Consider the following 25,149-nt stretch of genomic DNA (forward strand, 5'->3'; position numbering starts at 1 on the left):
TATAAATAATAATAAATACTAATACATACTGGAGATATACATAATAATGAAAAATTCTACTATCAAGCGAAGCTTTAATCGCTCATTAGCTGCTGTTGCAGTAGGGGCATGTTTAGCGACATCTCCTATGACATTTGCTGCTAGTAATACTGTTGGTTCTATTTACGGTGAAGCAAAAGCTGGCGCTACCATTACATTTAAAAGTGATGCTACAGGTTTAAGTCGTACACTAACTGCTGATGAAAGCGGCAAGTTTAGTTTTAAAAATGTACCTCCAGGACGTTACACTGTTAAAAGTAGTAACGGTGGCACTTCAACGGTAATGGTAACTATTGGTACTGGTTCATCTGTTATATTTTCAGGTGACAATACTGAAATAATTCAAGTAAGAGGTTCTGCAATCTCTGCAATTGATACTAGCTCTGTTGAGTCTTCAGTTGTATTTACTAACGAACAAATTGAATTGCTTCCTGTTGGTCGTAACAGTACAGCAATTGCTTTATTAACTCCTGGTACAGTGCCAGGTGATGCAGATTTCGGTAACTTACCTTCATTTGGTGGTTCATCAGTTGCTGAAAATGGTTATTACATTGATGGTTTCGATGTAACTAATATTCGTTCATTCTTAAGCTTTGCAACATTACCGTTTGACGCTATTTCTCAAACAGAAGTTAAAACCGGTGGTTACGGTGCAGAATACGGTCGTTCTTTAGGCGGTGTTACTAACACAGTAACAAAAAGTGGTACTAACGAATGGAAATTTCAAGCAGCAGCTTATTACACGCCAGACTCTTTAAGAACTGACGGTAAAAATACTATCGATTTAGAAGAACCTGATGGATCATTATTCACAGGCTACAGAGCAGACGATTACAGTGAATCATTGTCTTATAACATCGGTGTTGGCGGTCCAATTATTGAAGATACGCTATTCATTTATGCCAATCTTGAATTTCAAGATAACAAGCGTGACACTTACAATCGTACTGAAAGTAATGAACGTAGCACAACCAATCCAAATGGCCTTATTAAGCTTGATTGGTATATCAACGATGATCATTTAGTTTCTGGTACATATATTCAGAACGAAGAAGATATCGACCGCGTTTTCTACACTAACGCTGATGACGAATACTACACTGGTAAGCACGGTGAAGAGTCAACTCGATATACAGAAGAAAATGGTGGCGACATCATGATTTTCAACTACTCAGGTCAAATTACTGACGATTTAAGCGTTAGTCTTATGTATGGTGAGTTGGAAAACAGAAACGCGAATAAGAACCCGCGTAACCCTGATGAAGCCGCTGCATTATGTCCAAGAGTTTTTGACACTCGAGGTGATAAATCTTGGGGCGCTAGAGAAGTTTTAGGTTGTTGGAACACAGCACAATCACAAATTCTTGATGTAGAACCAAAGTCAGATCGCGACGAACGTACAAGCTATAAAATTGATGTTAGCTACACGTTAGGCGATCACGAGTTCCGTATGGGTTACAACAATGAAGAATTTACTTCATATACCCTTGGTTCACAGTACACTGGTGGTGTTTACTACCGTTACTTTGAGTCAAACGCTGCTACAAGTACAAGTATCAACGGTGTAGAGCAACCAATAGGCACTCAAGCTGTTCGTGTTATTTATGATGATCAAAAATCAGGTAGCTTTAAAGTAGAAAACACAGCTTTCTACATTGAAGACAACTGGCAAATCACTGACGACATCTTGTTATACCTTGGTGTTCGTAATGAAACTTTCACTAACTATGCTGCAAATGGCGAAGTGTTTGTTGAAGCTGACGAGTTAATTGCACCACGCCTTGGTTTTTCTTGGGATGTTGATGGCGATTCAACTAAGAAATTTTACGGTACCTTTGGTCGTTCATACATTCCAATTGCATCAAACACTAACATCCGTGCAACTCGTCAAGAAGCCGGTTCTCAGTACTTCTACAAATATGACGATATAGATGCTGCTACCGGTGCTCCAATTGGTTTAGGCGAGAAAATTGGTGGTGGTTACACTGATGATCAAATACCTGATCCTCGTGTAATTGCTGTTTCTGATTTAGACCCTATGTTCCAAGATGAATACATTCTTGGTTACCAACAAGAAGTTATGGAAAACTGGACTGCTGGCGTTAAGTTGATGTACCGTGAAATTCAAGACGGTATGGATGACATGTGTTCACATGATGGATTCTACAACTGGGGTGTTGATCAAGGCTTTGCTATGGCTAATGAAGGCAATGATTGGGAAACTCCAGAAGGTGGCTTCGACGTTCACTCAATGTCAGGTTGTTTATTAGTTAACCCAGGTAAAGATCTTAATTTATTCATTGATACTAATGGTGACGGTGACGTAACTGCTCAAACAGTATCTAATGATTACTTTAATATTCCTGAATATAAACGTAGTTACAAAGGTCTTGAACTAACGTTAGAAAGAGCATTTGCTGACGGTTGGTACATGAACGCTTCTTATGTTTACTCTAAGAGTGAAGGTAACATCGAAGGTTATGTAAACTCTACTTTAGGCCAAGAAGATGCGGGCGCGACTCAAGATTTCGATCACAAACGCTTCCAAGATGGTTCTGATGGTTACTTACCTAACGATCGTCGTCATCAGTTTAAAGTTTATGGTGCTTACCAGTTTACTGAAGAGTTAACGGTAACCGCTAATGTTAACCTTATGTCAGGTACACCACAAAGTTGTAACGGTTTCTTACCAACAGATGCTAGAAATGGCGAAGCTGCTTTCTTAGTAGGTGATGGTTCTACATCATTCGATAAAGGTAACTTTGATCGTTACGGCGCTTCAAGTTTTTACTGTGTAAACGAAAATGGTGAATCTGAGCTGTCTAATCGTGGCGATTACGGCGATACTGATTGGACTTATATGGTTGATGCTGGTTTAAGCTACATCCCACATTGGGCTGATGATCAATTAACGTTAAAAATTGACGTATTTAACATCTTTGATTTTGATGAAGCTACAGAAGTTAATCAACAGAAAGATTATTCACGTGGTGGCAGCGAAATCAATCCAAACTTTTTAGCGCCTACAAGCTTCCAAGCACCTCGTAGTGTAAGATTTACAGCTCGCTACAAGTTTTAATCGTTATTAACTCATCTGTAACACTTATGGTGTGACAGTAAAAGTTAACTAACATGTGCAAACGGCCTTGATTCAATGAAAATTGATTCAAGGCCGTTTTTTATGGGCTAATATATTTTATTGCGCTCTATTTTCCACCGGGTTCACTTTAACGGCCACTTAACCGGTAAAGTATGTATAGATGAAAATATAAGAGGAATGGGCGGTGCATCAACACACTTTATACTTATTACGCCATGGCGAAATTGCTACTCCAGGTATTTTAGCCGGTAAAATTGACGTGGCACTTTCTGAAAATGGCTTACAACAACTATGGAAATCGAGCCAGCAATTACCTAGAATATCTTACTGTATAAGTTCGCCGCTGCAACGTTGCCAAACTTTTGCTAAAGCGTACTCATTAAAAAATAATATTCACCTTCAGCTAGATAATCAGCTTAAAGAAATGGATTTTGGTGATTGGGATGGAAAAAAATATGAAGATTTATGGAAAATAAAGCCAATGGGTAAACAACCTTCCATCGGTGATTTTTGGCAAGACCCTTGGAAAAATAATCCGCCTAATGGCGAAGCAATGATTGATTTTGTTAAACGCGTTGATGCTTGGTGGCAGCAATGGTTAGCCACTGCGCCACATGGAAATACTCTAGTTGTCGCACACGGCGGTGTTATTAAACACCTTATTGCACGAATATTGAAACTGCCTATCCCTGGAACAACTCACATGAGTCATATTGATATTCCATATGCGGGCTTAGTGAAAGTTGAGCTTTATACCGATGAACAAGGTAGAGCTTGGCCAAGAATTGTTTGGTAAAAATGTTGACCGTTCGTCTATAATATCAGCTTTAATAGCAATTAAACCTTGCTATTTTTAACTAGCTGACCATAATCGCGTGATAAAATTAAATAACTCATTTTTAATGTGGGAATGTGGTGAAAATCCGCAACTGTACCCGCAACTGTAAAAGTCTTTTAGTGTTTGTTAAATACCATAAAGCTTGAGTCAGGATACCCATTAATTAAGAGTCATTTGTCTATCTAAAGGGTAGACATAACCAACAAAGTCGAGCGGGTTTACTCGAACATTGTATGCTCGACTCTTGTATTCTTTTCAAAGACTAAGAGATTGATTGTGCTCTGTTTGTCTGCTCCCAAAATGCAAATGACATGGAGTAGCAATTTTTTGAATAGTAGCAACGAGCAATTCTCATCAATACCTCCAGCTAGTACTGAATTACTTTCTGTGCAGCATGTTTATTGGCATGCCGACGGTCAGTTAATCTTAGATGATATTTCTTTTGCTATAAATAAAGGCAGCTTCACCGGTATTCTTGGTCCCAATGGTGCTGGGAAATCAAGTCTACTTCGTTGCTTATATCGCTACGTAAAACCTGATTCAGGTTTGGTTAAATTTAAGCAACAAGATATTTGGCAACAATACGATGCTTATCAATATGCACAAGATATTGCTGTGGTCTTACAAGAAACCCCTACGCATTTTAATTTAACCGTGCACGACATTGTTTCGTTGGGCTTACTGCCACATAAAGGTTTATTTACCCGCGAACAACCTAGCGATAAACAAAAGATAGACTGTGCTATTAAACAAGTGGGTTTAGTTGATAAAACCTTACAAAATTTTGAACACTTATCTGGAGGCGAAAAGCAACGTGCGCTTATTGCTCGTGCGATTGTGCAATCGCCAAGCTTGCTGATCATGGACGAACCAACCAGTCATCTTGATGTTCGTTATCAAATACAGGTTATAGAGTTAGCAAAATCATTAGGTATAACTGTTATTGCCACTTTTCATGACTTAAATCTTGCGAGTGCGATGTGCGACCAACTTATTATATTAGACAAAGGTAAACTTGTTGAGCAAGGAACGCCACAAGAGGTGATCACCTCTGAGATGTTATCAAATGTTTTTGGTGTTTGCGCGCAAGTCTCAACACATACACAACACAAGGTTCCCCATATTTCTTATTTTTACGGCTACGACATTCAAGATATAACAGAATACAACAGTGAGTTAACGCATGATTAAAATGAATCACTCGTTGATTATTTTCCTTACCTTAAGTTTTGGCATTATCAGCTTTATTGCGTCGTTATCTTTAGGCGCAGCAGATATTAGTTTTAGTGATGTAACTTCAAGCTTATTAGCGAGCTTCTCAACGGATAAAGACGCACGAGACATCTTGTTTTTTGAACGTATTATTTGGGAATTACGTATGCCTAGGGCTATTTTGGCTTTTTTAGCGGGCAGTGGTTTGGCGGTATCGGGGCTTATTTTACAAACGGTAACGCGAAATCCTTTAGCTGATCCTTATCTTTTTGGTATTTCCTCCGGGGCTTCTTTAGGTGTAGTGATTTCGATTGTTTTACTGGGCAGTACTATTTCTTTGGTCACACCAGTCGCCGCTTTTGCTGGCAGTTTAATTGCGATGTTAATGTTGTTGATGATCGCTGGTCGCCGGCAAAGCCAACAAGTTGAATCAATGTTATTGGCAGGTGTCGCTTTGTCATTTCTGTTTAGCTCATTTACCAGTTTATTGCTTTACCACACAGATCCTCAGGCGGTAACGGCTGTTTTATTCTGGACCATGGGAAGCTTTTCTCGTGCTGAATGGGCAACACTTTGGTTTCCTGCTGTCGTTATTATTAGCTGCGTGGTGATGATGTTAGCGTATCGACGCCAATTGAATGCAATGTTACTGGGTGATGAAAGCGCAACGACGTTGGGTATAAACGTTAATCGTTTTCGACTCGTTATGTTAGTGCTGAGCTCGTTGATCACCGCAACGTTAGTGTCTTTGTGCGGCGGCATTGGCTTTGTAGGGTTAATGATCCCACATATTGTACGATTTTTTGTTTCTCAGGGCACTACTTTTGGCATTTTATTAACTGCACTTGTTGGTGGTATTTTCATGATTTGGGTTGATGTACTATCGCGTATTGTACTTAAAAATCAAGAACTTCCGGTGGGCGTTATTACCTCTGCTGTGGGGAGTTTATTCTTTTTATCCTTGTTGTACTTCCGCAAAAACAAAGCATAAAGGGGCGATTGATGAGCTTTGCTATTAAAAAAATAACTAATGAATTTGATGAACATATACAAACAACCCTTGATGGTAAAACTAAGCCACTTGGCGCGTTAGGGCAATTAGAAAATACAGCAAAAATAATAGCGCGTGTGCAGTACTCATCGTTAAATAGTATTGCACCATCGCTTAAACTCAACAAACCCAGTTTATTGATTTTTGCCGGTGACCATGGTGTTGCAGCCGAAGGTGTTTCCATTGCGCCTAGTGAAGTTACTTCACAAATGGTGGCTAATTTTGCTGCGGGTGGCGCGGCAATTAATGTTTTTTGTAAACAACTTGGCTGGCAATTAAGCGTGGTTGATACCGGTATATTATCACCGCCAGAAAGTTATTTAGGTGTAATTGACCAGCGTTTAGGGACTATTACTGAGCCATTAAATGTATCGCCAGCAATGAGCGAAGCGCAAGTTGAATTAGGTTTTGAAAAAGCGACGACTTTAATCAAGAAAATGCATAAAAGTGGTTGTAATCTTATTGCTTTTGGCGAAATGGGCATTGGTAATACAACCTCTGCTTCGGCGATTATGTCAGCGGTAATGAATATTACCGCTCAAGAAAGTGTCGGGCGTGGCACCGGCGTAAGTGATGAAGTTATAAAACGAAAGCAGCAGGTTATTGAACAGGCATTAACGCTTCATAAAGATGAACTCAACAACGCTAAAGACATTTTACGGTGCTTAGGTGGTTTTGAAATTGTACAAATTACCGCAGCAATGTTAGCCGCTGCAGAGCAAAAAATGCTAGTTGTTGTTGACGGTTTTATTTGTACAGCAGCAGCCATGCTGGCCATAGCACTTAACAAAAATGTAAAAGACTATATGATATTTGCCCATTGCTCTGGCGAGCAAGGGCACCAAAGCATGCTCGATTATTTACAGGTTAAGCCGTTATTAAATTTAGGTTTACGTTTAGGCGAAGGTACGGGGGCAGCATTAGCTTTACCCTTAATTCAAGCTTCAGCCGCTTTTTATAATGATATGGCAAGTTTTGCTCAAGCTGATGTCACTAATGTAACTGATATTAAAACGAGTGGGGTTGACCATTAAATGACTAAGCAATCACTTGGGCAACAATGCCAACAGCAATATTATTTATTGTTACTGGCATTGAGTTTTTTTACTCGTGTACCGGTACGTTTACCTGAGGTTGTTAAACCTGAGATGCTGCATCAAGCGAGTCGATATTTTGCCTTGATTGGTGTGTTTATTGGCGCGGTTACTGCCTTAATTTTAGTGCTGTTGGCGAGTTTCCTACCACTTTCTTTAGCGGTACTCATTTCAATGGCATGTAGTTTATTACTCACAGGGGCTTTTCACGAAGATGGTTGGGCTGATGTGTGGGATGGATTTGGCGGTGGCTGGACCGTCGAACAAAAACTGAATATTATGAAAGATAGCCGTTTAGGCACTTATGGTGCAGCAAGCCTGTTTTTTATTTTAATGACTAAATATCAAAGCTTAGTTTTATTAGGCACGCACAACGAAAACCCGGTGCTAGCCCTCTCATTCGCATTAGTTTTAGCACATACCTTGAGTCGAGTGGTAAGTACGAGTTTAATTTTTAGCATGTCTTATGTCAGCGAAGATGCACAGTCAAAAGTAAAACCTTTAGCACAACATTTATCAATAAAGGGGTTAATTATTTTATTGATAACTGGCGCAGTTGTGCTATTTACTTTGTTACCGCTCATGCACGCCTTTGTGATGATTGTGTGCTTATGGATAATACGCATTTTACTTATCTTATGGTTTAATCGTCAGTTAGGCGGTTTTACCGGCGATTGTTTAGGGGCAGCGCAACAAATTTTAGAAGTTGCCGTTTATATTATCTTGTTGGTATTAGTTTTACCTTCAACAGCATTTTTAGCTGAGGTGCGCTAATGAGCAATACTAACTTTAGCTGTCCGCCTTTAAGCCATATCAACGAGAACAACCTGCATTTTATTTTAGGTGGCGCGCGCTCTGGAAAATCTCGCTTAGCTGAAAATATAGCGAAACAAGCTGAGTCACAAGGGCGAACTATTTGTTATATCGCTACAGCACAAGCGCATGATAAAGAAATGAGCCAGCGTATTTTACGACACCAAGTTGAGCGTCCCGATCATTGGGCCTTACTTGAATCACCACTGTATTTAGCCCAAGCGCTTACACAAGCATTACAGGATAGTGATTGTGTTTTAGTTGATTGTTTAACACTGTGGTTAAGTAATTGTTTGTGTCATCAAGATAATGACTTTTATAAACAACAAAAAGCAATGTTCATCGACTTTTTAAAAAACTTCCTTAGCGATAAAAGCCCTTATAAAGCGAAAAAGCTTATTTTTGTCAGTAATGAAGTGGGCCACGGTATAGTGCCGATGGGGGAATTGTCTCGAGAGTTTGTTGACCAAGCGGGTTGGTTGCATCAAGAGCTTGCCCAATTAGCCAATCAAGTTGATTTTGTTATGGCGGGATTACCCATGACATTGAAAGCTAACATTTCGCAGCATAACGTATTGGATGAAAAAGACGTATGAAAACATTAATGGTGCAAGGCACAACGTCTGATGCAGGAAAGAGTACTTTAGTTGCGGGTTTATGCCGAGTATTTGTAAATTTAGGTTATAAAGTTGCACCGTTTAAGCCACAAAACATGGCGTTAAATAGTGCCGTTACTAGCGATGGAGGCGAAATTGGCCGTGCGCAAGCACTTCAGGCTATTGCGGCGAATATTGCGCCACGTGTTGATTTTAATCCAATTTTACTTAAACCCAATAGTGATACAGGTGCACAAGTTATTGTTCATGGGCGAGCAATATCGAATATGGAAGCCACTAGTTATCACGACTATAAAAAAGTAGCGATGGACGCGGTACTCGATTCTCATCATCGCTTAGCTAAAGAGTTTGATCTGTTAATGGTTGAAGGTGCAGGTAGCCCTGCTGAGATAAATTTACGGGAAAATGATATTGCCAATATGGGCTATGCTGAAGCCGTTGATTGCCCTGTTATTCTTGTCGCTGATATTGACCGAGGGGGTGTTTTTGCTCACCTAGTGGGAACCTTAGAGTTATTGTCAGCTTCTGAACAAAATCGTGTTAAAGGCTTTATTATTAATCGCTTTCGTGGCGACATTACATTATTAACATCAGGGCTTGATTGGCTGGAAGAAAAAACCGGCAAACCCGTTCTGGGCGTATTACCTTATTTACATGACTTAGCCCTTGATGCTGAAGATGCTGTCGCGATTGAAAACAAGGTTGAACAAGCAAAAATAAACATTGTTGTGCCGTTATTGCCTCATATTAGTAACCATACTGATTTTGACACTTTACGCTTAAACCCCGAAATAAATTTACGTTATGTCAAAATAGGCGAACGTATCACGGATTGTGACTTAGTTATTTTACCGGGCAGTAAAAATGTAATATCTGATCTTAAGTTTTTTAAAGAGCAAGGTTGGCAACGTGATGTTGAGTGTCACTTACGTTATGGCGGAAAGGTCTTTGGCATTTGTGGTGGTTATCAAATGTTAGGAAAAACCATCAGCGACCCCCACGGTATTGAGTCAAATGTTAAGTCGATAACAGGGCTAGGTTTACTTGACCTTGTTACGGAGTTAACCCCCGAAAAAATATTAGCACAAATAACGGCTACCATGACGTTAGGTAATGATAGTTGCCTTGTTAAAGGTTATGAAATTCATTGTGGTATTTCTAAGAGTCTGATAAATGATGAAAAATTGCTGATGCCACTCCTTGTTAATAAAAGTGATAATCAAGCAACTGATGGCTGTATTTCAGATGACAACCAAATAGCAGGCACCTACCTGCACGGTATTTTCGATGAAGGCGATGCAACACAATTATTAGTTAATTGGCTCGACAGTAATAATGACATTCAACAGACTATTAATCTTGATGAGCATCGAGAGCATCAGCTTGAACGGTTGGCTGATGTTTGCCAAAAACACTTAAAGATATCAGTCATCGAAGATATTATAAAAGACAGTAAAACGACCAAAGCATAGCATAGCGGTGAAAAACGCATATTCAACAAACATAAAAGGCTAAATAACATGACCAAAAGATTTTTATCGCTGACCCTGGTAAGTTTATTATTAATAGTAATAACCGCTAAAAGCTTTGCTGAAGAACCTAAGCAGCGCATAGTCGCCTTAGCGCCACACATCGTTGAAATGCTATTTGATATTGGCGCAGGTAAAAAAATTGTTGGTACTGTTTCTTACGCTGACTACCCAAAAGCGGCATTAGATATTCCACGTGTTGGTAGCTACCACGGCATGCAAATAGAAAAATTGTTGGCATTAAATCCTGATTTAGTGATTGTTTGGAAGTCAGGTAATTCGCAAAGTGATATTGATAAAATGCATCGTTTAGGCCTAAATGTAGTTTTTAGCAACCCTAAAGATATCGATGATGTTGCCACCGAACTGCGTTATTTTGGCAAATTAACGGGACACAAAGAGCAAGCGGAAACGGTCGCTTTAGCCTATGAACAACGGTTAAAAAAGTTACGTCTTGAAAATATAAACAAACAACCGATAACTGTTTTTTATCAATTGTGGTCAGAGCCGATGATGACTATTAATGGCACAACATGGATAAATCAATTAATTGAAGTGTGCCAAGGGGTAAATGTTTTTAAAAGTAATGCTACACCGTACCCTAAAATAAGTACGGAGAATGTGATTGTTGCTCAGCCACACTTAATGATTTTACCGGATGAAAATTCGGATAAGCCACAACCTATTATTAACTGGCAAAAATGGCCAGAAATACCCGCAGTGAAAAACAATAAGTTTATTCACGTGGATGCAGATTTATTACATAGATTTAGTACCAGAATGTTAAGCGGTGTTGAAGATATGTGTGAAAAAATTGATCAGCAAAGATAGCTGTTCAGTTAACTTAACCGATAGATAATACTATCTATTATTTGCGAATTACAGGGGAAGCCAATGAGAATTTGGCACTGCCCCCGCAATGGTAATTGTTATGGTGTGTGAGTTTATAACTCACCATAATATAAGTCCGATACTCTGTAATTTGCGTAATTATCTCGTTTATTTGAAGCTTATATAGAAAGCATAAACAACGAGATCAACATGGTGCGGAGGGCATCATAGAAAGAGGTCATATGAAAACTAAATTATTTAATAAAACACCCATTCAGCTTGCTATCGCAGGTATTATTTTTTCAAGCTTAACGTCATCAATTGCCTATGCAAAGGATGCGAATGCAGATGAAATTGAAAATATTATCATTACTGCTAATCGCACACAGCAAGAACAATTCTTAACCTTATCAGCAACGCAAGTTATCACTAAAGAAGACATTGTTGCTTTTCAACCACAAAACGTTACCGACCTACTAGAGAAAGTTGCCGGTATCAGCGTGGTTAATCAAGGAGGGGCAGGTCAGGCAAGTTCTGTATCTATGCGTGGCACAAGTAGTGGGCATACGCTCGTGTTGGTTGACGGTGTTCGCATTGGTTCGGCAACATTAGGCTCTACTAGCTTTGGTGGCATTTCAGTGGCTTTAATTGAACGTATTGAAGTTGTTAAAGGTCCACGTGCTGCATTATGGGGTTCTGATGCTATTGGTGGTGTTATTCAAATATTTACTAAAAAACAGCAGTTAGGTGAAGGTGTTATCAGTGCGGGTTTAGGTAGTAATGGTTTGTGGAAAACTGATGCATCAATCGGATTAGGCAATGAGCAACACTCGTTAACGTTAAGTGCTTCTGCCGAAGAAAGTGATGGTTTTAGTGCAACTAAAATTGATGGTGACGCTTATGACACTGATGAAGATGGTTATAGCCGTTTTTCATTAGCCGCTATTGGCGAAAGTAAAATTAATGATGAATTTTCATTACATTTAGCGTCTCGTTGGGAGCAGGGTGGTGCTGAATATGATCAAAGTATTCAATACTACAATCCTGATAATGGCTCGGCTAATGAAAGTGAATACGAGAATTATTACTTACGTGTTGCAGGTCAATATCAGTCAGGTGCTTTATTTACTGAACTTTCGCTGTCAACGAGTCAAGACCAAGGCGAAACTTTTGGTAATGATGTTAAAAAGTCAGACAGTGATGAAATTAAAACTCAGCGTGATCAATTTTCAGCCTTAGGCCAATATTCGTTTAGCGATGCGACTAGTATTACTGCGGGTGTTGATTTTTACACTGAAGAAGTTTCCACTGATACAGATAAAGACGCATGGACTCCTGGGTTTCAAAAGTGGGCTGTTGAAGAACGCGATGTTAATGCGGTATTTATTCAAGCTCGTCATCAGTTAGATGCGTTTTTATTTGAAGGCGCTGTTCGTCGTGATGACATCGAAGATGTCGACGTAGAAGTAACTTACAATGCTTCTGTTGGGTATCAAATTAATGATTCATGGCTTGTCAGCTTAAACCGTTCTACGGGTTTTAAAGCACCGTCATTTAACGATCTATACTGGCCTGGATCTGGTAATCCAGATGTAAAACCAGAGAGTATCACGAGTAACGAAATTTTGATCCGTAATCAATTTTCATCTGATGGTATTGACGGAAGCGTTGAGATGAGTTTTTTTGAATCAGACATTGAGAACTTAATTGCTTGGTCACCAAATGCTTCAGGTGCTTGGCAGCCATCCAATATTAACCAAGCTGATATTCAAGGATTAGAATTAACGTTAAATGCAACGGCTGGCGATTTTAGCCATCAACTTGCTATTGCTTCTATTGATGCTAAAGATGCACAATTAGACGTGCAACTTGCTCGTCGTCCAGAAGTTACCGCTAATTATACGCTCGGTTATCATTGGCAAGAATTCACCTTAAATGGTGTGCTTAGCTATCGTGATGAAAGCCCTGAAAAAACCAATGCTGATTCAGATATTTTAGATGACTACTGGTTAGTTAATGTATCGTTGAGTTATCAAGCGACCAATAAACTCGTGTTTATTGGCAAAGTAAATAATCTATTTGATGAAGAGTATGAAACAGCGCAGAACTATGTGGCTGATGGTACTAACTTTTTATTAACGGCTACTTATTCTTTTTAATAAGTAATACAGTATAAGTAATTAAAAACCTACACTATTGTGTAGGTTTTTTTATAGTGGTATTTTAACGGCCTAATAACACAGAGAAAAGCAGGATTTTATGGATACTGAAACGGCAAAAATTAATCGTAGTGTAAAACTGATTAAAGGTTTTATGTTATTAGTGATTGCTATGTTTTTACTACAATATTACCAAACTGGAGTACTCGACTTTGGCGCGTTTGCTGGCTCAGTTGGCGTTTTATCGTTATTGCGTGGCATTCTACTTTCGCCGTCATTACTTGTTACACCGTTTAAATATTGGAAAGTATCTACTGCTACATTTTCGAAAAGTAGTTGTTTTTATTTCCTGTTAGCTTTCGTATTAATTTTGGTCAGCGCATTGTAAAACAGTTGATTGTTTTGTTATCCTCGGCCTAGCAATAGTTGTTATTTTTTGTTCGATATCTCAATTGATTTCAATGTTATTTTTTCAATTATTTCGCAGAGTTGCGTTCTTTCTTCAACACTTAAAACAGACAATAATTCTTCTTCACGTTGTAAAGCCATCGGTATTAATTGTTGATAAATAGCTAAGCCATGCGCTGTTAGTTTTAACAATGAAGATCGCTTATCGGTTTTATCGGTATTTTTAACTAACAAGCCTTGGGTCTGCATTTTTGCTATTGCGCGGCTTGCTGGCATTTTTTCTAAATTTGTTTGCTCGCCTATTTGCTTTGCTGATAACAACTCTCCGTTACCTAAACTGGCTAAAACACGCCATTGTTGACGAGAAAGTTCAAACCTTCCCGTATAAATTTCAGCAATATTATCACTTACTTTTGCTTGTAGTTGAGTGAGCTGATAAGGAAAAAATTCTGTTAAGTGTAAGCTTTTCATCGTCTATGTATTCTCAGCTAATCTTGTGAAGGTGTATCGTTATCAACTCTAAATGATTCTGCATTCAAGTGATGTTTTTTCAATAGTTTATAGAACTCTGTACGATTCCGCTGTGCTATTTTGGCTGCTTGTGAAACATTACCTTCGGTAGTCTTTAATAATTTGGCTAAGTAGTCGCGTTCGAATTTTTCTCTCGCTTCTTGAAAAGAAGGCAGCTGTGCACTTTGAGTACGCAATGCATTATTAATTAAGCTTTCACTTATTAATGGCTCTGTTGATAAAGCGACACATTGCTCAACAACATTTTGTAATTGTCTAATATTTCCTGGCCAGTCAGCCCTGATTAAAACTTCCATCGCTTCTTGGCAGAAACCATTTATTTTATGAGACGTATTTTCGATCGCTACACTTAAAAAGTACTGGGCAAGTAAAGGAATATCTTCACGGCGCTCAGCGAGTGTTGGTAAGGTGAGTTCAACCACATTTAAGCGGTAATAAAGATCTTCACGAAAGCTTTTATCAATAATGGCCTCTTGAAGGTTTTTATGGGTTGCAGCAATAATACGTACATCAACTTTTATTGATTGTGTACTCCCTACCGGGCGAACTTCTTTTTCCTGCAGAGCTCGTAATAATTTCACTTGAAAGCTCATTGGCATATCACCCACTTCATCAAGAAATAAAGTGCCGCCATCGGTTGACTGAAAAAGTCCTTGGTGGTTTTTATCAGCGCCAGTAAAAGCGCCTTTGCAATGACCAAATAACTCTGACTCTAACAATTGTTCGGGTATGGCCGCACAGTTAATGGCGGTGAATTTTTTACTGTTACGCTTGCTTGCTAAGTGCACCGCTTTCGCCAATAATTCTTTACCGGTTCCGCTTGCGCTATGGATCAATAAACTAAAATCACTTTGAGCAACCTGATAGGTTTGCTGTAATAATGACGACATCACAGCGCTGCGACTAATTATCTTTTTACGCCAAATGTCAGCTTTTGCATTGGTATTGTGTGCGCTATTTTGTGGTTGTAAACGTATGGCTTCTTGTACAGTTGATAACAACTCTTGGCTTTCAAAAGGTTTGGTTAAAAAGCTAAAAACCCCTTGTTTTGTCGCACTAATAGCATCAGGAATAGTACCGTGGGCGGTCATAATGATGACAGGTAAATTGGGTTGTTGTTGACGAATTCTTTCGAAAAGTGCCATGCCGTCCATGCCTTCCATGCGCAGATCGCTGATCACTAATTGTGGATGAAAAGTTTCTAATATGCCTAATGCCATTTTGGCACTACTTGCTGACTCGATTTGATAACCTGCCGCTGATAGCCGAATACCCAGTAATCTTAATAAGCTGGGATCGTCATCAACAAGCAGTATTTTCTCGCGTTGTTTTTCATCGAATTTTTTTTGATTATTGGTTGAAACCATCGTCTTTACTGTCCATGTTCATTAATAGTATGTTCTATTTTTTTTAGCTGAAGGATCTGCTGCTGTAATGCTTTAAATTGCTGCTGTTGCTGCACGGAAGCTTCTTTTATGGCGTTAAACGCTTTCTTTGCTTGTGATAGTTCATTCAGACGTAACACTTGTTCATTGAGTTGTATTTTTAGCATGCTATAAAAGGCAAAGTCGGCCTCAGTTATATCGCTGTTTTTGAGATCAATGAGTGAAAGCTTGTTTAAGATACTTTTTGCAGTAAACGGATTGTGAACAGACGAATGAGGCAGTGAAAAAAGCAATACTGATTTTAATTGCCATTCAATAGCATCGTTATTATTCATTTTATTTTGTGTAACAGCTTCATTACTGTCGAATAAGACTAACTGATGTTGGCGAACTTTATCTGCTAATTGACTGTCAGTTAAGGTCACTAAAGATAAATAATACTGCGTATAGTCAATGATTTTACTTTCAACAGTTATATCTGCAGTTGTTTTTTTTAGTAATTGACAACCACTTAATATTGAGAGTAACGCTAGTGTAAAAATAACGAGAAGGTTTTTATTGGTTGAAAATATCATCAAGCCTTTACTCCTATTTTAGTTTCCACTAGAAAAGCATGAGGCAAGGTGATTGTCATTGCGGTACCACTATTTATACCGGTATTACTTTTTATTTCAATGGTGCCATTTAGTCGCATCAGTAGCTCCTTTACAATGGTTAGTCCTAGACCACTGCCTTTGATTTTTGCATTTTTTGCAGGAATGCCTTGGTAAAAAGCATCAAATATTTTTTCTTGTTGGCCGTCAGCTATACCGATACCTTGGTCAATAATACTCAACAACAACGTATTATCATTGAGTGAGCACACTATGTTAATAACGTTGTTTTCATCAGAGTACTTAATCGCATTTGATAAGAGGTTATCTAAAATAACACTTAACTGTTTCCCGTTAGCTTTGAGCTTTATCGCCGCACTTTTATACACAACTGTTAAGTTTTTTTGTTTAATATCTAAACTTCTTTGTTGTAATACTTGGTCAACTAATAATGATAATTCAACGGTTTCAGCATCTTGTAAACTGGTTGAATCAAGCACAATATTGAAGTCTAGTAGGTCTTCAATTAAGCGTTGTAAGCGAGTAACACTGCTACGAATAATATTAGAGATTTCTTGTTGTTCAGCATTTAATTCCCCGACACTGTGATCATAAAGCAATTCGGTGCCTTCTCTAATTGCCGCCAGTGGTGTTTTTAGCTCATGAGAGATATGACGAATAAAACTCGATTTTTGTAACTCCAGTGCGTGCAAGCGATTACGCATAACTTCTAAGGCGTCAGTAATTTCGTTCATTTCGGGTGAGCCGTTAAATGTGACTTCACTGTCGAAGTTTCCTAATGCTAAATGCTGTATTTTCTTTAATAATTGTTTGAGCGGCGTAGTTATTAAAAAGATAAAGATTGCTGCGATGATTAAAGTGAAGGGAATAATCATCAGGCTTTTGAGCATGTCGTGTCTAACATCGTTGGCCGATGCTTTAATCTGCTCTGCTTGCGAGATTAATAAATTGTTACTTTGCTCAGCTATTTTTTTTCGGATAGAGACAAGTTCAGTAAAATGTACTTGTAGCGATGCTAATGACGATGTTTCCAATGGGTGCAACGTTAAATAACGGTGAACTAATTTAATCGCTTGAGAGAATTCTTTACTTAGCCGATTTAAGTTGTTGTCTTTATTAAACAATGGATTACTAGCCATGGCTTTTAAAATAGCTTGCTCGTGTCTTAAATAAGCAGTTAATAAGTCTTGATCTTTTAGGATCAAAAACTGACTAGCACTTCTTTCCATTTTGGCTAAGGTAAAATTTATTTGCCGATTTGTTTTAACGAGCTCAGCGACATTAAAAATAGCCGATGTACTTTGATGAGAAAGTAATGAAATTTGATTTGCGCTATAAAGTAAAGCTATTACTAAGGGCAAAGCAACCAAAGAAAAGCCTAAAATGCTGAGCTTTTTAATAGAATACGCGTTGATCGCTAGAAAATGAGGGAGGTTTAATTTTTTCATGGATGCCACAACGATTAATGAGATGAGTAGTTTAGTTTTATTAAAAGAAAAAACAACCATGTCGTTTATTTGAGACACTCTTTTAAACCCTGTAATAGCGGGTTTTGAAGTTTTATTATGAGTTAGTTACTGTTTTACTTAGATTATTTTATCCATTGTTAGTGTTAACGTTTGCTCATTATTTTTATCAACATTTTCTCTGTTGCCAAATGGCGACACATTAGAGGAGTTCTTGGGTAGCTTTAAAGTATTTATCTAATAATATCAGCGTTTTATATTTATGGTTCAATTCCTGCTATGTCTATTGTGTTAACCCTTATATTGATTAAAATAAATCCATGAACTCTATGAATAAAGGAATTAAAATGAATTCTATTAGCTTGAAAAAAGTCACTCTACTTGTTGGTACCTGTGCGTTAGCTTCGTATTTTGTAAGCGCAGAAGATAACGTTGCAAGCCTTGAAGTTCCCGCGGTTGAACAAGTTGTTACTAAGCCTACTGCGACTAAAGTGTTGTCTGCTGATAAATTAGTTAAGGTCGATAAAAGTATCCCTACATTATTGACACAACTTGACCATGATAAGAATGGTTCACTTAATGAAGCGGAAGTTATTGCGAGTAAAGATGATCAATTAATGAAGCACTTTAAAGATATTGACAAAAATGCGGATACTGAAATCAGTGAAGTTGAGCTAAAAAGTTATCTTTCTGCGTTAAAAATGAAAAATTAAAAATTAACAGTTGAAAGATTAACCGTATCTCTCTAATATTATTAGCCTCGAATTTCCGGCTGTTGCCACCTACGCAGTTGGATTTTTTCTCACATGTCATACCTAGTAGAAGATTATTATGGACAACAAACTCACTAACAGAGTACCCGTAGAATCAATGCCTCGATTTGTACAAGTTGATGATTGGATTTTTGAGATAAAAACTGTGCGCGCTCTTCGTGTTGATGAGTATGGTAAACCTTATACGGCCATTGCCAACCTAACGGTTAATGGAGATAACGCTTACATTGATGGTTTGCTAACACGTGAAGATGAAAAGTTTAGCCGCAAAGATTTCCAAGCCTTTTATAAATTTTGTCAACAAATGAAAGTAAAACAAGCGCACTTTGATCGTTTTAAAAACAGTAAACTGATTGCTGAACGTGTCGATATCAAGCCTGTAAAATCAGTTAAACAACAAACCATACTTAAGCTCGTTCGTTAAAGGCCCTTTACTAACTTTGTACATTAAGTGCGGATATCTACTTTATTTTTAATACAATGGGTATAACATAGCTAGCACTCTAATAGCGCGATAAAATTAATTCCTACTTATGTCATTAAGCACAGCTCGTCTCGACCGTTTTATTAGTGAACACTGCAATATTAGCCGTAGATCTGTACGATTGATATTAGCGCAAAAACGGATAATCGTAGATGGCTGTATATCAAGTGATATTGGCCAGCGTATTGATAAATTTTCAAAAATAACATTTGATGGTCAAGTTTTACAAGATAACCAAGCGCTTTATATAATGCAGCATAAGCCCATTGGCGTGGTGAGTGCGACGATAGATAAGCAACATAAAACCGTTATCAATTTACTTGAAGAACAAAGGTTATTTTCTGAGGATACCAGTGAAGACAAAAACAATTTACATATTGTTGGTCGCCTTGATCTAAACACTTCAGGTTTATTGTTGCTCACTAACGACAGTCGTTGGTCAGAACGGCTCACTTCTCCCAAGCATAAAGTAGAAAAATGTTATCAGGTTACCTTACAAAACCCATTAACGGATGATTATGCCCCAGCATTTGCCAAGGGGATGTTTTTTGAATTTGAAAATATTACCACTAAACCAGCAAAACTAAAGATTATTGCTAATCATGTTAATGAACAAGGTAATCAATATGTTGCTGAGGTTAGATTAACAGAAGGGCGATATCATCAAATTAAGCGGATGTTTGGCCGATTTCGTAATCCCGTTATAGGCTTGCATCGACAAGCCATCGGAAACTTATTACTTGATGAAGATTTGGCTCTAGGAAAGAGCCGATTTTTAACTGATGAAGAAATCAGGGGCATTTTTACAACGGCTGTTACAGAATCAGCATAATAAGTTTAATCAAATTCATCGGCATCACTAATTCGCTCTAATCGCTCCTGTTCTTCTGCAAATGCCGCTTTTATTTCTTCTAATATTGTATCAACATCTGCTGATTTAGTATTTTCTTTAAATAAACCGGTCAATTCAGTTTCAGGTGTTAACTCTGCTTTTTCATATAATGCCCACATTTCTTGAGCATATTTGCTTTTTGCTAATTCAGGAGCAAATTGAGCATAATACTCGGTGATATTGTTTACATCGCGAAGTAGCATGCTTTTAGCATTATTATTTGCCGAGGCATCAACCGCTTGTGGTAAATCAATAATTACCGGGCCGTATTCGTCAACAAGTACATTAAACTCTGACAAATCACCATGAATAATACCTTCGCAAAGCATAAGCTTTACATAATTCATCATGATTAGATGGTCTTCTATAGCGTGTTCGCTTGGGAGAATAATATCATTCAAGCGTGGTGCAACATCGCCTTCCCCGTCAGTGATCAACTCCATTAATAGCACACTTTCAAAACAACCAAAGGGCTGAGGCACACGTACGCCAGCGGCAGCTAACGTATAAAGTGCTTCAACTTCAGCATTCTGCCATGCATCTTCTTGTTGTTTTCTACCATATTTTGAGCCTTTTTCCATCGCGCGTGCACGACGGCTATTACGACTTTTTCGACCTTCTTGGTATTGAGCTGCTTTTTTGAAACTTCGCTTATTGGCTTCTTTATATACTTTTGCACAGCGAATATCATCGCCGCAACGTACCATATATACAGTGGCTTCTTTGCCACTCATTAATTGACTGAGTACTTCGTCAATCAGTCCATCGTCAACAAGTGGTTGTAATCGTTTAGGTATTTTCATTATTTCATTAAATCGGCTTTGAGACTATTCTTCATCAAGATCGTCGAAGTCATCACCCATAGGTTTTACCGAACGGAAACCCTCTTTTACGACAATTTCTAAATAAAATGAGGTTAAACCAAGTTTTTCAGCTTCGTCGATATGTTTATTGATTGCAGACAAGTGAACGACTTCTGCTTCTGCTTCTGTAATACCATATTTAGAGTCAAAATCCCAAAAATCAACGCCAGCAGGAAGCTTTTTGTTTCTTTCTCTTTTTATGTATTTTTTAACATCATGTTTTACACCTTCAAATAAGCGAGCTACTTTAATTTTTGGGTGACTGATGTTGAATGTTTTTTTCATGACGTTCCTAAATGATATTGTTAAGAGAATTTGTTACATATGATCTGCATTTTACGTTAATTTTTCCTTGGGTGCGACAGTTACTCTTTGCTAAAGTGAACTTGGTTATATTTTTCCGTGTATTATTGAATTTTTTATAAGGGTTTTCCTGTTATGTCGTCTGTAATTAAACGTTTATCTCGTCTGTTTTTTGTGTCTTTAACCACATTACCCTTTGTTGTGAATGCCACTGGCAATAATGATTTCACTCAATGTATTGATAATTTGCAAGTAAAGGCTAATGCTGCCGGTTATTCTCGTTATATTGTTAATGATATTATTCCATCTCTTTCGCCCATAAAAAGAGTTATTGAACTCGATCAACGTCAGCCCGAATTCAGTCAAAGCTTTGCTGACTATTTAAGATTACGGTTGACCGATTATCACATTCAAACAGGTCGAAAAAAATTAGCTGAACATAAGGTCTTGTTTGACCAACTTTCTAAAAAATATGGTATTCCTGCGCAGTATCTCGTGTCTTTTTGGGGCTTAGAGACAAACTTTGGTAGAAACAAAGGAAAAATGTCGGTGTTAAACTCGCTTGCAACATTGGCTTGTGATGAGCGGCGTAGTGAATATTTTACAGCGGAATTGTTTGATTTATTTCATTTGATTGATAACAAAACGGTTATCACTGAACAACTCGCAGGCTCTTGGGCTGGTGCCATGGGTCATATGCAGTTTATGCCCTCAGCGTTGAGAAAGTATGCCTTAGATGGTGACAATGACGGAAAAATTGATGTTTGGCAAAGTGAAGCTGATGCGTTAACGAGTGCTGCGAATTATTTAAACAGTATTGGTTGGTTAGAAAAAGAGCGTTGGGGGAGACAAGTAAAGCTTCCGAAAGATTTCGCTTTTCAGCAAGTTGAGTTTGATCAGTTCTATGATCTCGCAACATTTAAAGCTTTAGGTGTAACGCGTGCTAATGGTGCTGCTTTATCTGACTATAAAATTGAGGCTGAATTAGTTTTACCTGCTGGCGCTGATGGCCCGGCATTTTTAGTTTACCCAAATTTTAATGTTATTATGAAATGGAACCTGTCTGAGAATTATGCGCTTTCTGTTGGGTTATTAGCGAATCGTATTCAAGGCGCTGCGGGATTAAAGATAAGCGATAAAAGTCAGCGTAATTTATATAAACCTGTGGAATTACAAGCACTACAAAAAAAGCTTAATATGATGGGGTACGATGTTGGTAAACCCGATGGCATCTGGGGGCCAAAAAGTCGAAAAGCTATTCGTTTATATCAGTTGAAACATGGTTTAGTTGGTGATGGTTTCCCTGGCCGTGCTGTATTAAATAAAGCGGGAATTCAAGGCTAGTTAGTTTTATTAATAGGCTATCTAATCAGGATATTTATGATTAATCGCCACGGCTAAGTCAATGTTATCAAGGAGAGCCTTGAGTACTTTAGGATCAAAATGGCTACCTGAAGACTCAGTCATTACAGTGATAACTTCAGCTATTGGCCATGCTTCTTTGTAACAACGCTTATGTGTTAACGCGTCAAAGACATCAGCTACCGCAACAATACGGGCGAAGATATGAATATCTTCGCCGGCTAAGCCTTGTGGGTAGCCTTGACCGTTATATTTTTCGTGATGTTGTTGAGAAATAATAGCCGCGTTTTGGAGGATCGGCCGTTTCGAACCGTGTAATATATTATACCCAATACTAGGATGATCTTTCATTATCGTCATTTCTGCATCATCAAGCTTTCCTGGCTTGAGAAGTACAGCATCTGGGGTGGCGACTTTGCCAATGTCGTGCATTGGGGCTGCTTGTTTTAATAATAGACATTCTTTTTGAGGTAAACCAATTTTTTTGGCAATAAGGTAGCTGACTTCAGCCATGCGTCTTATATGATTACCGGCTTCATTTGAGCGTGATTCTACGACATCACCTAATCGATAAATAAGATCCTCTTGCGTATCGATAATTTCTTTATTAAGGAGTAAGTTGTCAAAAGCTAAGCTGACATTCCCTGAAAATACTTCTAATAATTTACGGTCAATACTATTAAGGTTTTTAATACCTCTTAGAAAAAGTAAGCTAACTTTATCCCCTTGACTGGGAAAATAGCCAACTAGAATATCATCCTCGTAAATACTGCACCTGCTATCAATCGCTTTATTGAGATATTGATATATTTCGCTGCCAATGGAATCGTCGCCACTGTCATCACTGATTTGGGCAATAACGCGGTAGTCTTGCTTAGAATAAATAGCGCCAATACCTGTTATTTGTAATAGCGCACTGGGTTGATCTGTGTGTAATAGAGAAACGACTTGTTGTAATAGACCGCTAAAAAACTGTTGTAAGGTGCGCTGTTCTAGAATACTACTTGTAGAAGATATGACTCGCTCTAAGCCTGAGCGATAACGTTCTTGATAAATACGTGCTTTATCAATTTTTATAATATCTCGATAAGCACGCAATGCGGTAAATACGGTAGTAAATAACTTTGTTCTATTGAGCTCGGTTTTTTCTTTGTAATCGTTAATATCATACTCAACGATAACTTTTTCTTCAGGTGCTTGCCCAGGTTGTCCTGTGCGAAGTACAATTCGTGTAAAATGATTATTTAATACTTCACGCATCCATTTTGCTAGCATTAATCCTGCATCATCAGTTTCCATGACAACATCTAAAAAAACTAAAGCAACGTCTTCCTCTTCAGCTAATATTTTCTTTCCTTCTTCAGCTGAATAAGCATGAAGGAATGTAAGCCCACGATCGTCAAGAGTGAAACGTTTTAGTGCCATTTTAGTGATGGTATGAATATCTTTTTCATCATCAACGATCACTATTTTCCATGGAGGAGGTAAGGGTTTTTCGGTTTGCTTAATAAATGATAATGGCATAAACAACTTAGGATTAATAAACATTATCTTAGGTATAGCTAATAAATTTAAAAAGCTAAAGAATTTTTGATTGGCTATCAAAAATCCTGTTTTATTTAATTGTTATTGTAGTAGTTAACACCTTAAAATATCGATGTGTTTAGAAGGTTTGAATTGAGTATCAATATGAAGATAGCGTGATTTTTGATGACACTGGCGTATTTAAAAATTCTATGAAAAAAGCCAGTGGTATAGAGTTAATCGTTAATAACTCGCTAGGGTTGACCAATCCTGTTCAACAAAAAAAACAGCAATGAGCGATGTTTTTGTTGAACCAAATTTTATTTTTATGAGCCACAGTATTATTTTAATAATGTGTTTACTAGCCAAGCTGAAATGTCGCTCAGTTGTTCTGGCAATACACTATGAGGCATACGGTACGCTTGCCATGTCGCATGATATCCAGCATCAATAAGTAACTTATTGGCCATAACACCTGAACTTATTGGCACTACGTCATCTTGCTCACCATGGTTTTGTAAAATAGGTGTCTGTTTATTAGCAGTGTGACAGTTATCAGGTAATTTATCAGCGGTAGGTAAATAGCACGATAGCGCTAAAATACCGGCTAATTTTTGAGGAAACCTTAGTCCCGTAAATAAACTGACCACACCACCTTGGCTAAAACCGGCGAGTACTATTTTATCAGCTGGGATACCTGAATCAATTTGCTGTTGAATCAACACATGAATCGCTTTTTCTGATGCTAATACGCCTTCCATATCTGCACGATTATGCAAATCCATACTCTTAATATCGTACCAAGAACGCATCACATAGCCTTGGTTAATCGTTACGGCCTGCTCTGGTGCATGTGGAAAAATAAAGCGAATACCATGATTTTTTGGTAAATTTAATACAGGAACAATTGGCGCAAAGCCATCGCCTGAATCGCCAAGTCCATGTAGCCAAATAACACATGATGTGGCTGTTGATTTTGGTTCTACCGTAACGCGCGCTAAGGGTTTTATTGACATCTACTTTACTTATCTTAATAAATTGAACTTTACTCTATGATAACAGCTTGAGTTAATATTAAAAATCTATATAAAAAGAGTAAATATACCAAAAATTTAAGGCCTATTCACTGTAGGATTTATTTTTTGATGGGATCGCGTTTTAGCTTGTTCCATAAATGCCACATCTTAACTTTTACTTTGTGTCGTTTTCGACACAGTTTAATGCTGAAGTAATTAGCCTGATTTTTTTGTTATTAAATAAC

At 38.0% G+C, this 25,149-nt stretch carries 23 protein-coding genes and 2 riboswitches; of the genes, 15 read left to right on the plus strand and 8 right to left on the minus strand.

The features are described from left to right. Positions 1 to 46 precede the first annotated feature (46 nt). From H4J39_RS04370 to H4J39_RS04420, 11 genes are all read left to right on the plus strand, one after another. Positions 47 to 3,118, plus strand: a complete 3,072-nt coding sequence (locus tag H4J39_RS04370; protein WP_182226168.1) for a TonB-dependent receptor — start codon at positions 47 to 49, stop codon at positions 3,116 to 3,118. Positions 3,119 to 3,323: 205 nt separating this feature from the next. Further along, entirely contained in the window at positions 3,324 to 3,935 is a 612-nt protein-coding gene (locus H4J39_RS04375; RefSeq protein ID WP_182226169.1) for a histidine phosphatase family protein, read from the plus strand. A 63-nt stretch (positions 3,936 to 3,998) separates the two neighbouring features. Next, positions 3,999 to 4,156, plus strand: a riboswitch (cobalamin riboswitch). A 127-nt stretch (positions 4,157 to 4,283) separates the two neighbouring features. After that, on the plus strand, positions 4,284 to 5,168 hold the full coding sequence (locus H4J39_RS04380; protein ID WP_182226339.1) for an ABC transporter ATP-binding protein: 885 nt from the start codon (positions 4,284 to 4,286) through the stop codon (positions 5,166 to 5,168). Beyond that, the gene (locus H4J39_RS04385; RefSeq protein ID WP_182226170.1) at positions 5,161 to 6,180 is read left to right on the plus strand and encodes an iron ABC transporter permease; all 1,020 of its coding nucleotides are present in this window, start codon (positions 5,161 to 5,163) and stop codon (positions 6,178 to 6,180) included. Before H4J39_RS04380 ends, H4J39_RS04385 begins: the two co-directional genes overlap by 8 nt. An 11-nt stretch (positions 6,181 to 6,191) precedes the next feature. Continuing rightward, positions 6,192 to 7,274, plus strand: a complete 1,083-nt coding sequence (gene cobT / locus H4J39_RS04390; protein WP_182226171.1) for a nicotinate-nucleotide--dimethylbenzimidazole phosphoribosyltransferase — start codon at positions 6,192 to 6,194, stop codon at positions 7,272 to 7,274. Then, positions 7,275 to 8,108, plus strand: coding sequence for an adenosylcobinamide-GDP ribazoletransferase (locus tag H4J39_RS04395; RefSeq protein ID WP_182226172.1), 834 nt, complete (start codon positions 7,275 to 7,277; stop codon positions 8,106 to 8,108). Further along, complete coding sequence (cobU, locus tag H4J39_RS04400) at positions 8,108 to 8,743, plus strand: bifunctional adenosylcobinamide kinase/adenosylcobinamide-phosphate guanylyltransferase (protein WP_182226173.1); 636 nt, start codon at positions 8,108 to 8,110, stop codon at positions 8,741 to 8,743. Before H4J39_RS04395 ends, cobU begins: the two co-directional genes overlap by 1 nt. After that, positions 8,740 to 10,236 carry a cobyric acid synthase gene (locus H4J39_RS04405; protein ID WP_182226174.1) on the plus strand — a complete coding sequence of 499 codons (1,497 nt, stop codon included), beginning with the start codon at positions 8,740 to 8,742 and terminating at the stop codon, positions 10,234 to 10,236. Before cobU ends, H4J39_RS04405 begins: the two co-directional genes overlap by 4 nt. Before the next feature lie 48 nt (positions 10,237 to 10,284). Continuing rightward, entirely contained in the window at positions 10,285 to 11,124 is an 840-nt protein-coding gene (locus H4J39_RS04410) for a cobalamin-binding protein (RefSeq protein ID WP_182226175.1), read from the plus strand. A gap of 20 nt (positions 11,125 to 11,144) precedes the next feature. After that, positions 11,145 to 11,291: riboswitch (cobalamin riboswitch) on the plus strand. A gap of 75 nt (positions 11,292 to 11,366) precedes the next feature. Beyond that, entirely contained in the window at positions 11,367 to 13,283 is a 1,917-nt protein-coding gene (locus H4J39_RS04415) for a TonB-dependent receptor domain-containing protein (protein ID WP_182226176.1), read from the plus strand. A gap of 100 nt (positions 13,284 to 13,383) precedes the next feature. Then, the gene (locus H4J39_RS04420) at positions 13,384 to 13,671 is read left to right on the plus strand and encodes a hypothetical protein (RefSeq protein ID WP_182226177.1); all 288 of its coding nucleotides are present in this window, start codon (positions 13,384 to 13,386) and stop codon (positions 13,669 to 13,671) included. Positions 13,672 to 13,712: 41 nt separating this feature from the next. On the opposite strand, the gene H4J39_RS04425 is transcribed toward H4J39_RS04420, so the two are convergent. The 4 genes from H4J39_RS04425 to H4J39_RS19260 are packed head-to-tail and all read right to left on the minus strand — an operon-like array spanning position 13,713 to position 17,747. Then, positions 13,713 to 14,162 carry a MarR family winged helix-turn-helix transcriptional regulator gene (locus tag H4J39_RS04425; RefSeq protein ID WP_182226178.1) on the minus strand — a complete coding sequence of 150 codons (450 nt, stop codon included), beginning with the start codon at positions 14,160 to 14,162 and terminating at the stop codon, positions 13,713 to 13,715. Positions 14,163 to 14,179: 17 nt separating this feature from the next. Next, positions 14,180 to 15,589, minus strand: coding sequence for a sigma 54-interacting transcriptional regulator (locus tag H4J39_RS04430; RefSeq protein ID WP_182226179.1), 1,410 nt, complete (start codon positions 15,587 to 15,589; stop codon positions 14,180 to 14,182). Positions 15,590 to 15,594: 5 nt separating this feature from the next. Further along, the gene (locus tag H4J39_RS04435; protein ID WP_182226180.1) at positions 15,595 to 16,185 is read right to left on the minus strand and encodes a hypothetical protein; all 591 of its coding nucleotides are present in this window, start codon (positions 16,183 to 16,185) and stop codon (positions 15,595 to 15,597) included. Beyond that, complete coding sequence (locus tag H4J39_RS19260) at positions 16,182 to 17,747, minus strand: HAMP domain-containing sensor histidine kinase (RefSeq protein ID WP_182226181.1); 1,566 nt, start codon at positions 17,745 to 17,747, stop codon at positions 16,182 to 16,184. Before H4J39_RS19260 ends, H4J39_RS04435 begins: the two co-directional genes overlap by 4 nt. 287 nt (positions 17,748 to 18,034) lie before the next feature. Here H4J39_RS19260 and H4J39_RS04445 point away from each other — a divergent pair, with 287 nt between their 5' ends. The 3 genes from H4J39_RS04445 (at position 18,035) to H4J39_RS04455 (ending at position 19,776) form a co-directional block, all read left to right on the plus strand. Next, entirely contained in the window at positions 18,035 to 18,400 is a 366-nt protein-coding gene (locus tag H4J39_RS04445; RefSeq protein ID WP_182226182.1) for a hypothetical protein, read from the plus strand. Between the two features lie 118 nt (positions 18,401 to 18,518). After that, the gene (locus H4J39_RS04450; protein WP_182226183.1) at positions 18,519 to 18,884 is read left to right on the plus strand and encodes a hypothetical protein; all 366 of its coding nucleotides are present in this window, start codon (positions 18,519 to 18,521) and stop codon (positions 18,882 to 18,884) included. Positions 18,885 to 18,993: 109 nt separating this feature from the next. Continuing rightward, positions 18,994 to 19,776, plus strand: coding sequence for a pseudouridine synthase (locus H4J39_RS04455; RefSeq protein ID WP_182226184.1), 783 nt, complete (start codon positions 18,994 to 18,996; stop codon positions 19,774 to 19,776). 5 nt (positions 19,777 to 19,781) lie between these two features. Here the strand turns inward: H4J39_RS04455 and H4J39_RS04460 are convergent, their stop codons facing one another. Together H4J39_RS04460 and H4J39_RS04465 are read right to left on the minus strand one after the other, a co-directional pair. Beyond that, the gene (locus tag H4J39_RS04460) at positions 19,782 to 20,639 is read right to left on the minus strand and encodes a PA4780 family RIO1-like protein kinase (RefSeq protein ID WP_182226185.1); all 858 of its coding nucleotides are present in this window, start codon (positions 20,637 to 20,639) and stop codon (positions 19,782 to 19,784) included. A 24-nt stretch (positions 20,640 to 20,663) separates the two neighbouring features. Further along, positions 20,664 to 20,984, minus strand: a complete 321-nt coding sequence (locus H4J39_RS04465; protein WP_182226186.1) for a DUF6172 family protein — start codon at positions 20,982 to 20,984, stop codon at positions 20,664 to 20,666. Between the two features lie 153 nt (positions 20,985 to 21,137). Here H4J39_RS04465 and H4J39_RS04470 point away from each other — a divergent pair, with 153 nt between their 5' ends. After that, on the plus strand, positions 21,138 to 22,346 hold the full coding sequence (locus H4J39_RS04470; RefSeq protein WP_182226187.1) for a lytic murein transglycosylase: 1,209 nt from the start codon (positions 21,138 to 21,140) through the stop codon (positions 22,344 to 22,346). A gap of 21 nt (positions 22,347 to 22,367) precedes the next feature. Here H4J39_RS04470 and H4J39_RS04475 read toward each other — a convergent pair whose 3' ends face one another. Then, on the minus strand, positions 22,368 to 23,888 hold the full coding sequence (locus tag H4J39_RS04475) for an HD domain-containing phosphohydrolase (RefSeq protein ID WP_182226188.1): 1,521 nt from the start codon (positions 23,886 to 23,888) through the stop codon (positions 22,368 to 22,370). Between the two features lie 341 nt (positions 23,889 to 24,229). After that, a complete protein-coding gene (locus H4J39_RS04480; protein WP_182226189.1) occupies positions 24,230 to 24,904 on the minus strand; it encodes an alpha/beta hydrolase in 675 nt (224 codons plus the stop codon). Between the last annotated feature and the right edge of the window lie 245 nt (positions 24,905 to 25,149).

Source organism: Colwellia sp. Bg11-12 (assembly GCF_014076955.1).
Classification (GTDB): domain Bacteria; phylum Pseudomonadota; class Gammaproteobacteria; order Enterobacterales; family Alteromonadaceae; genus Colwellia_A.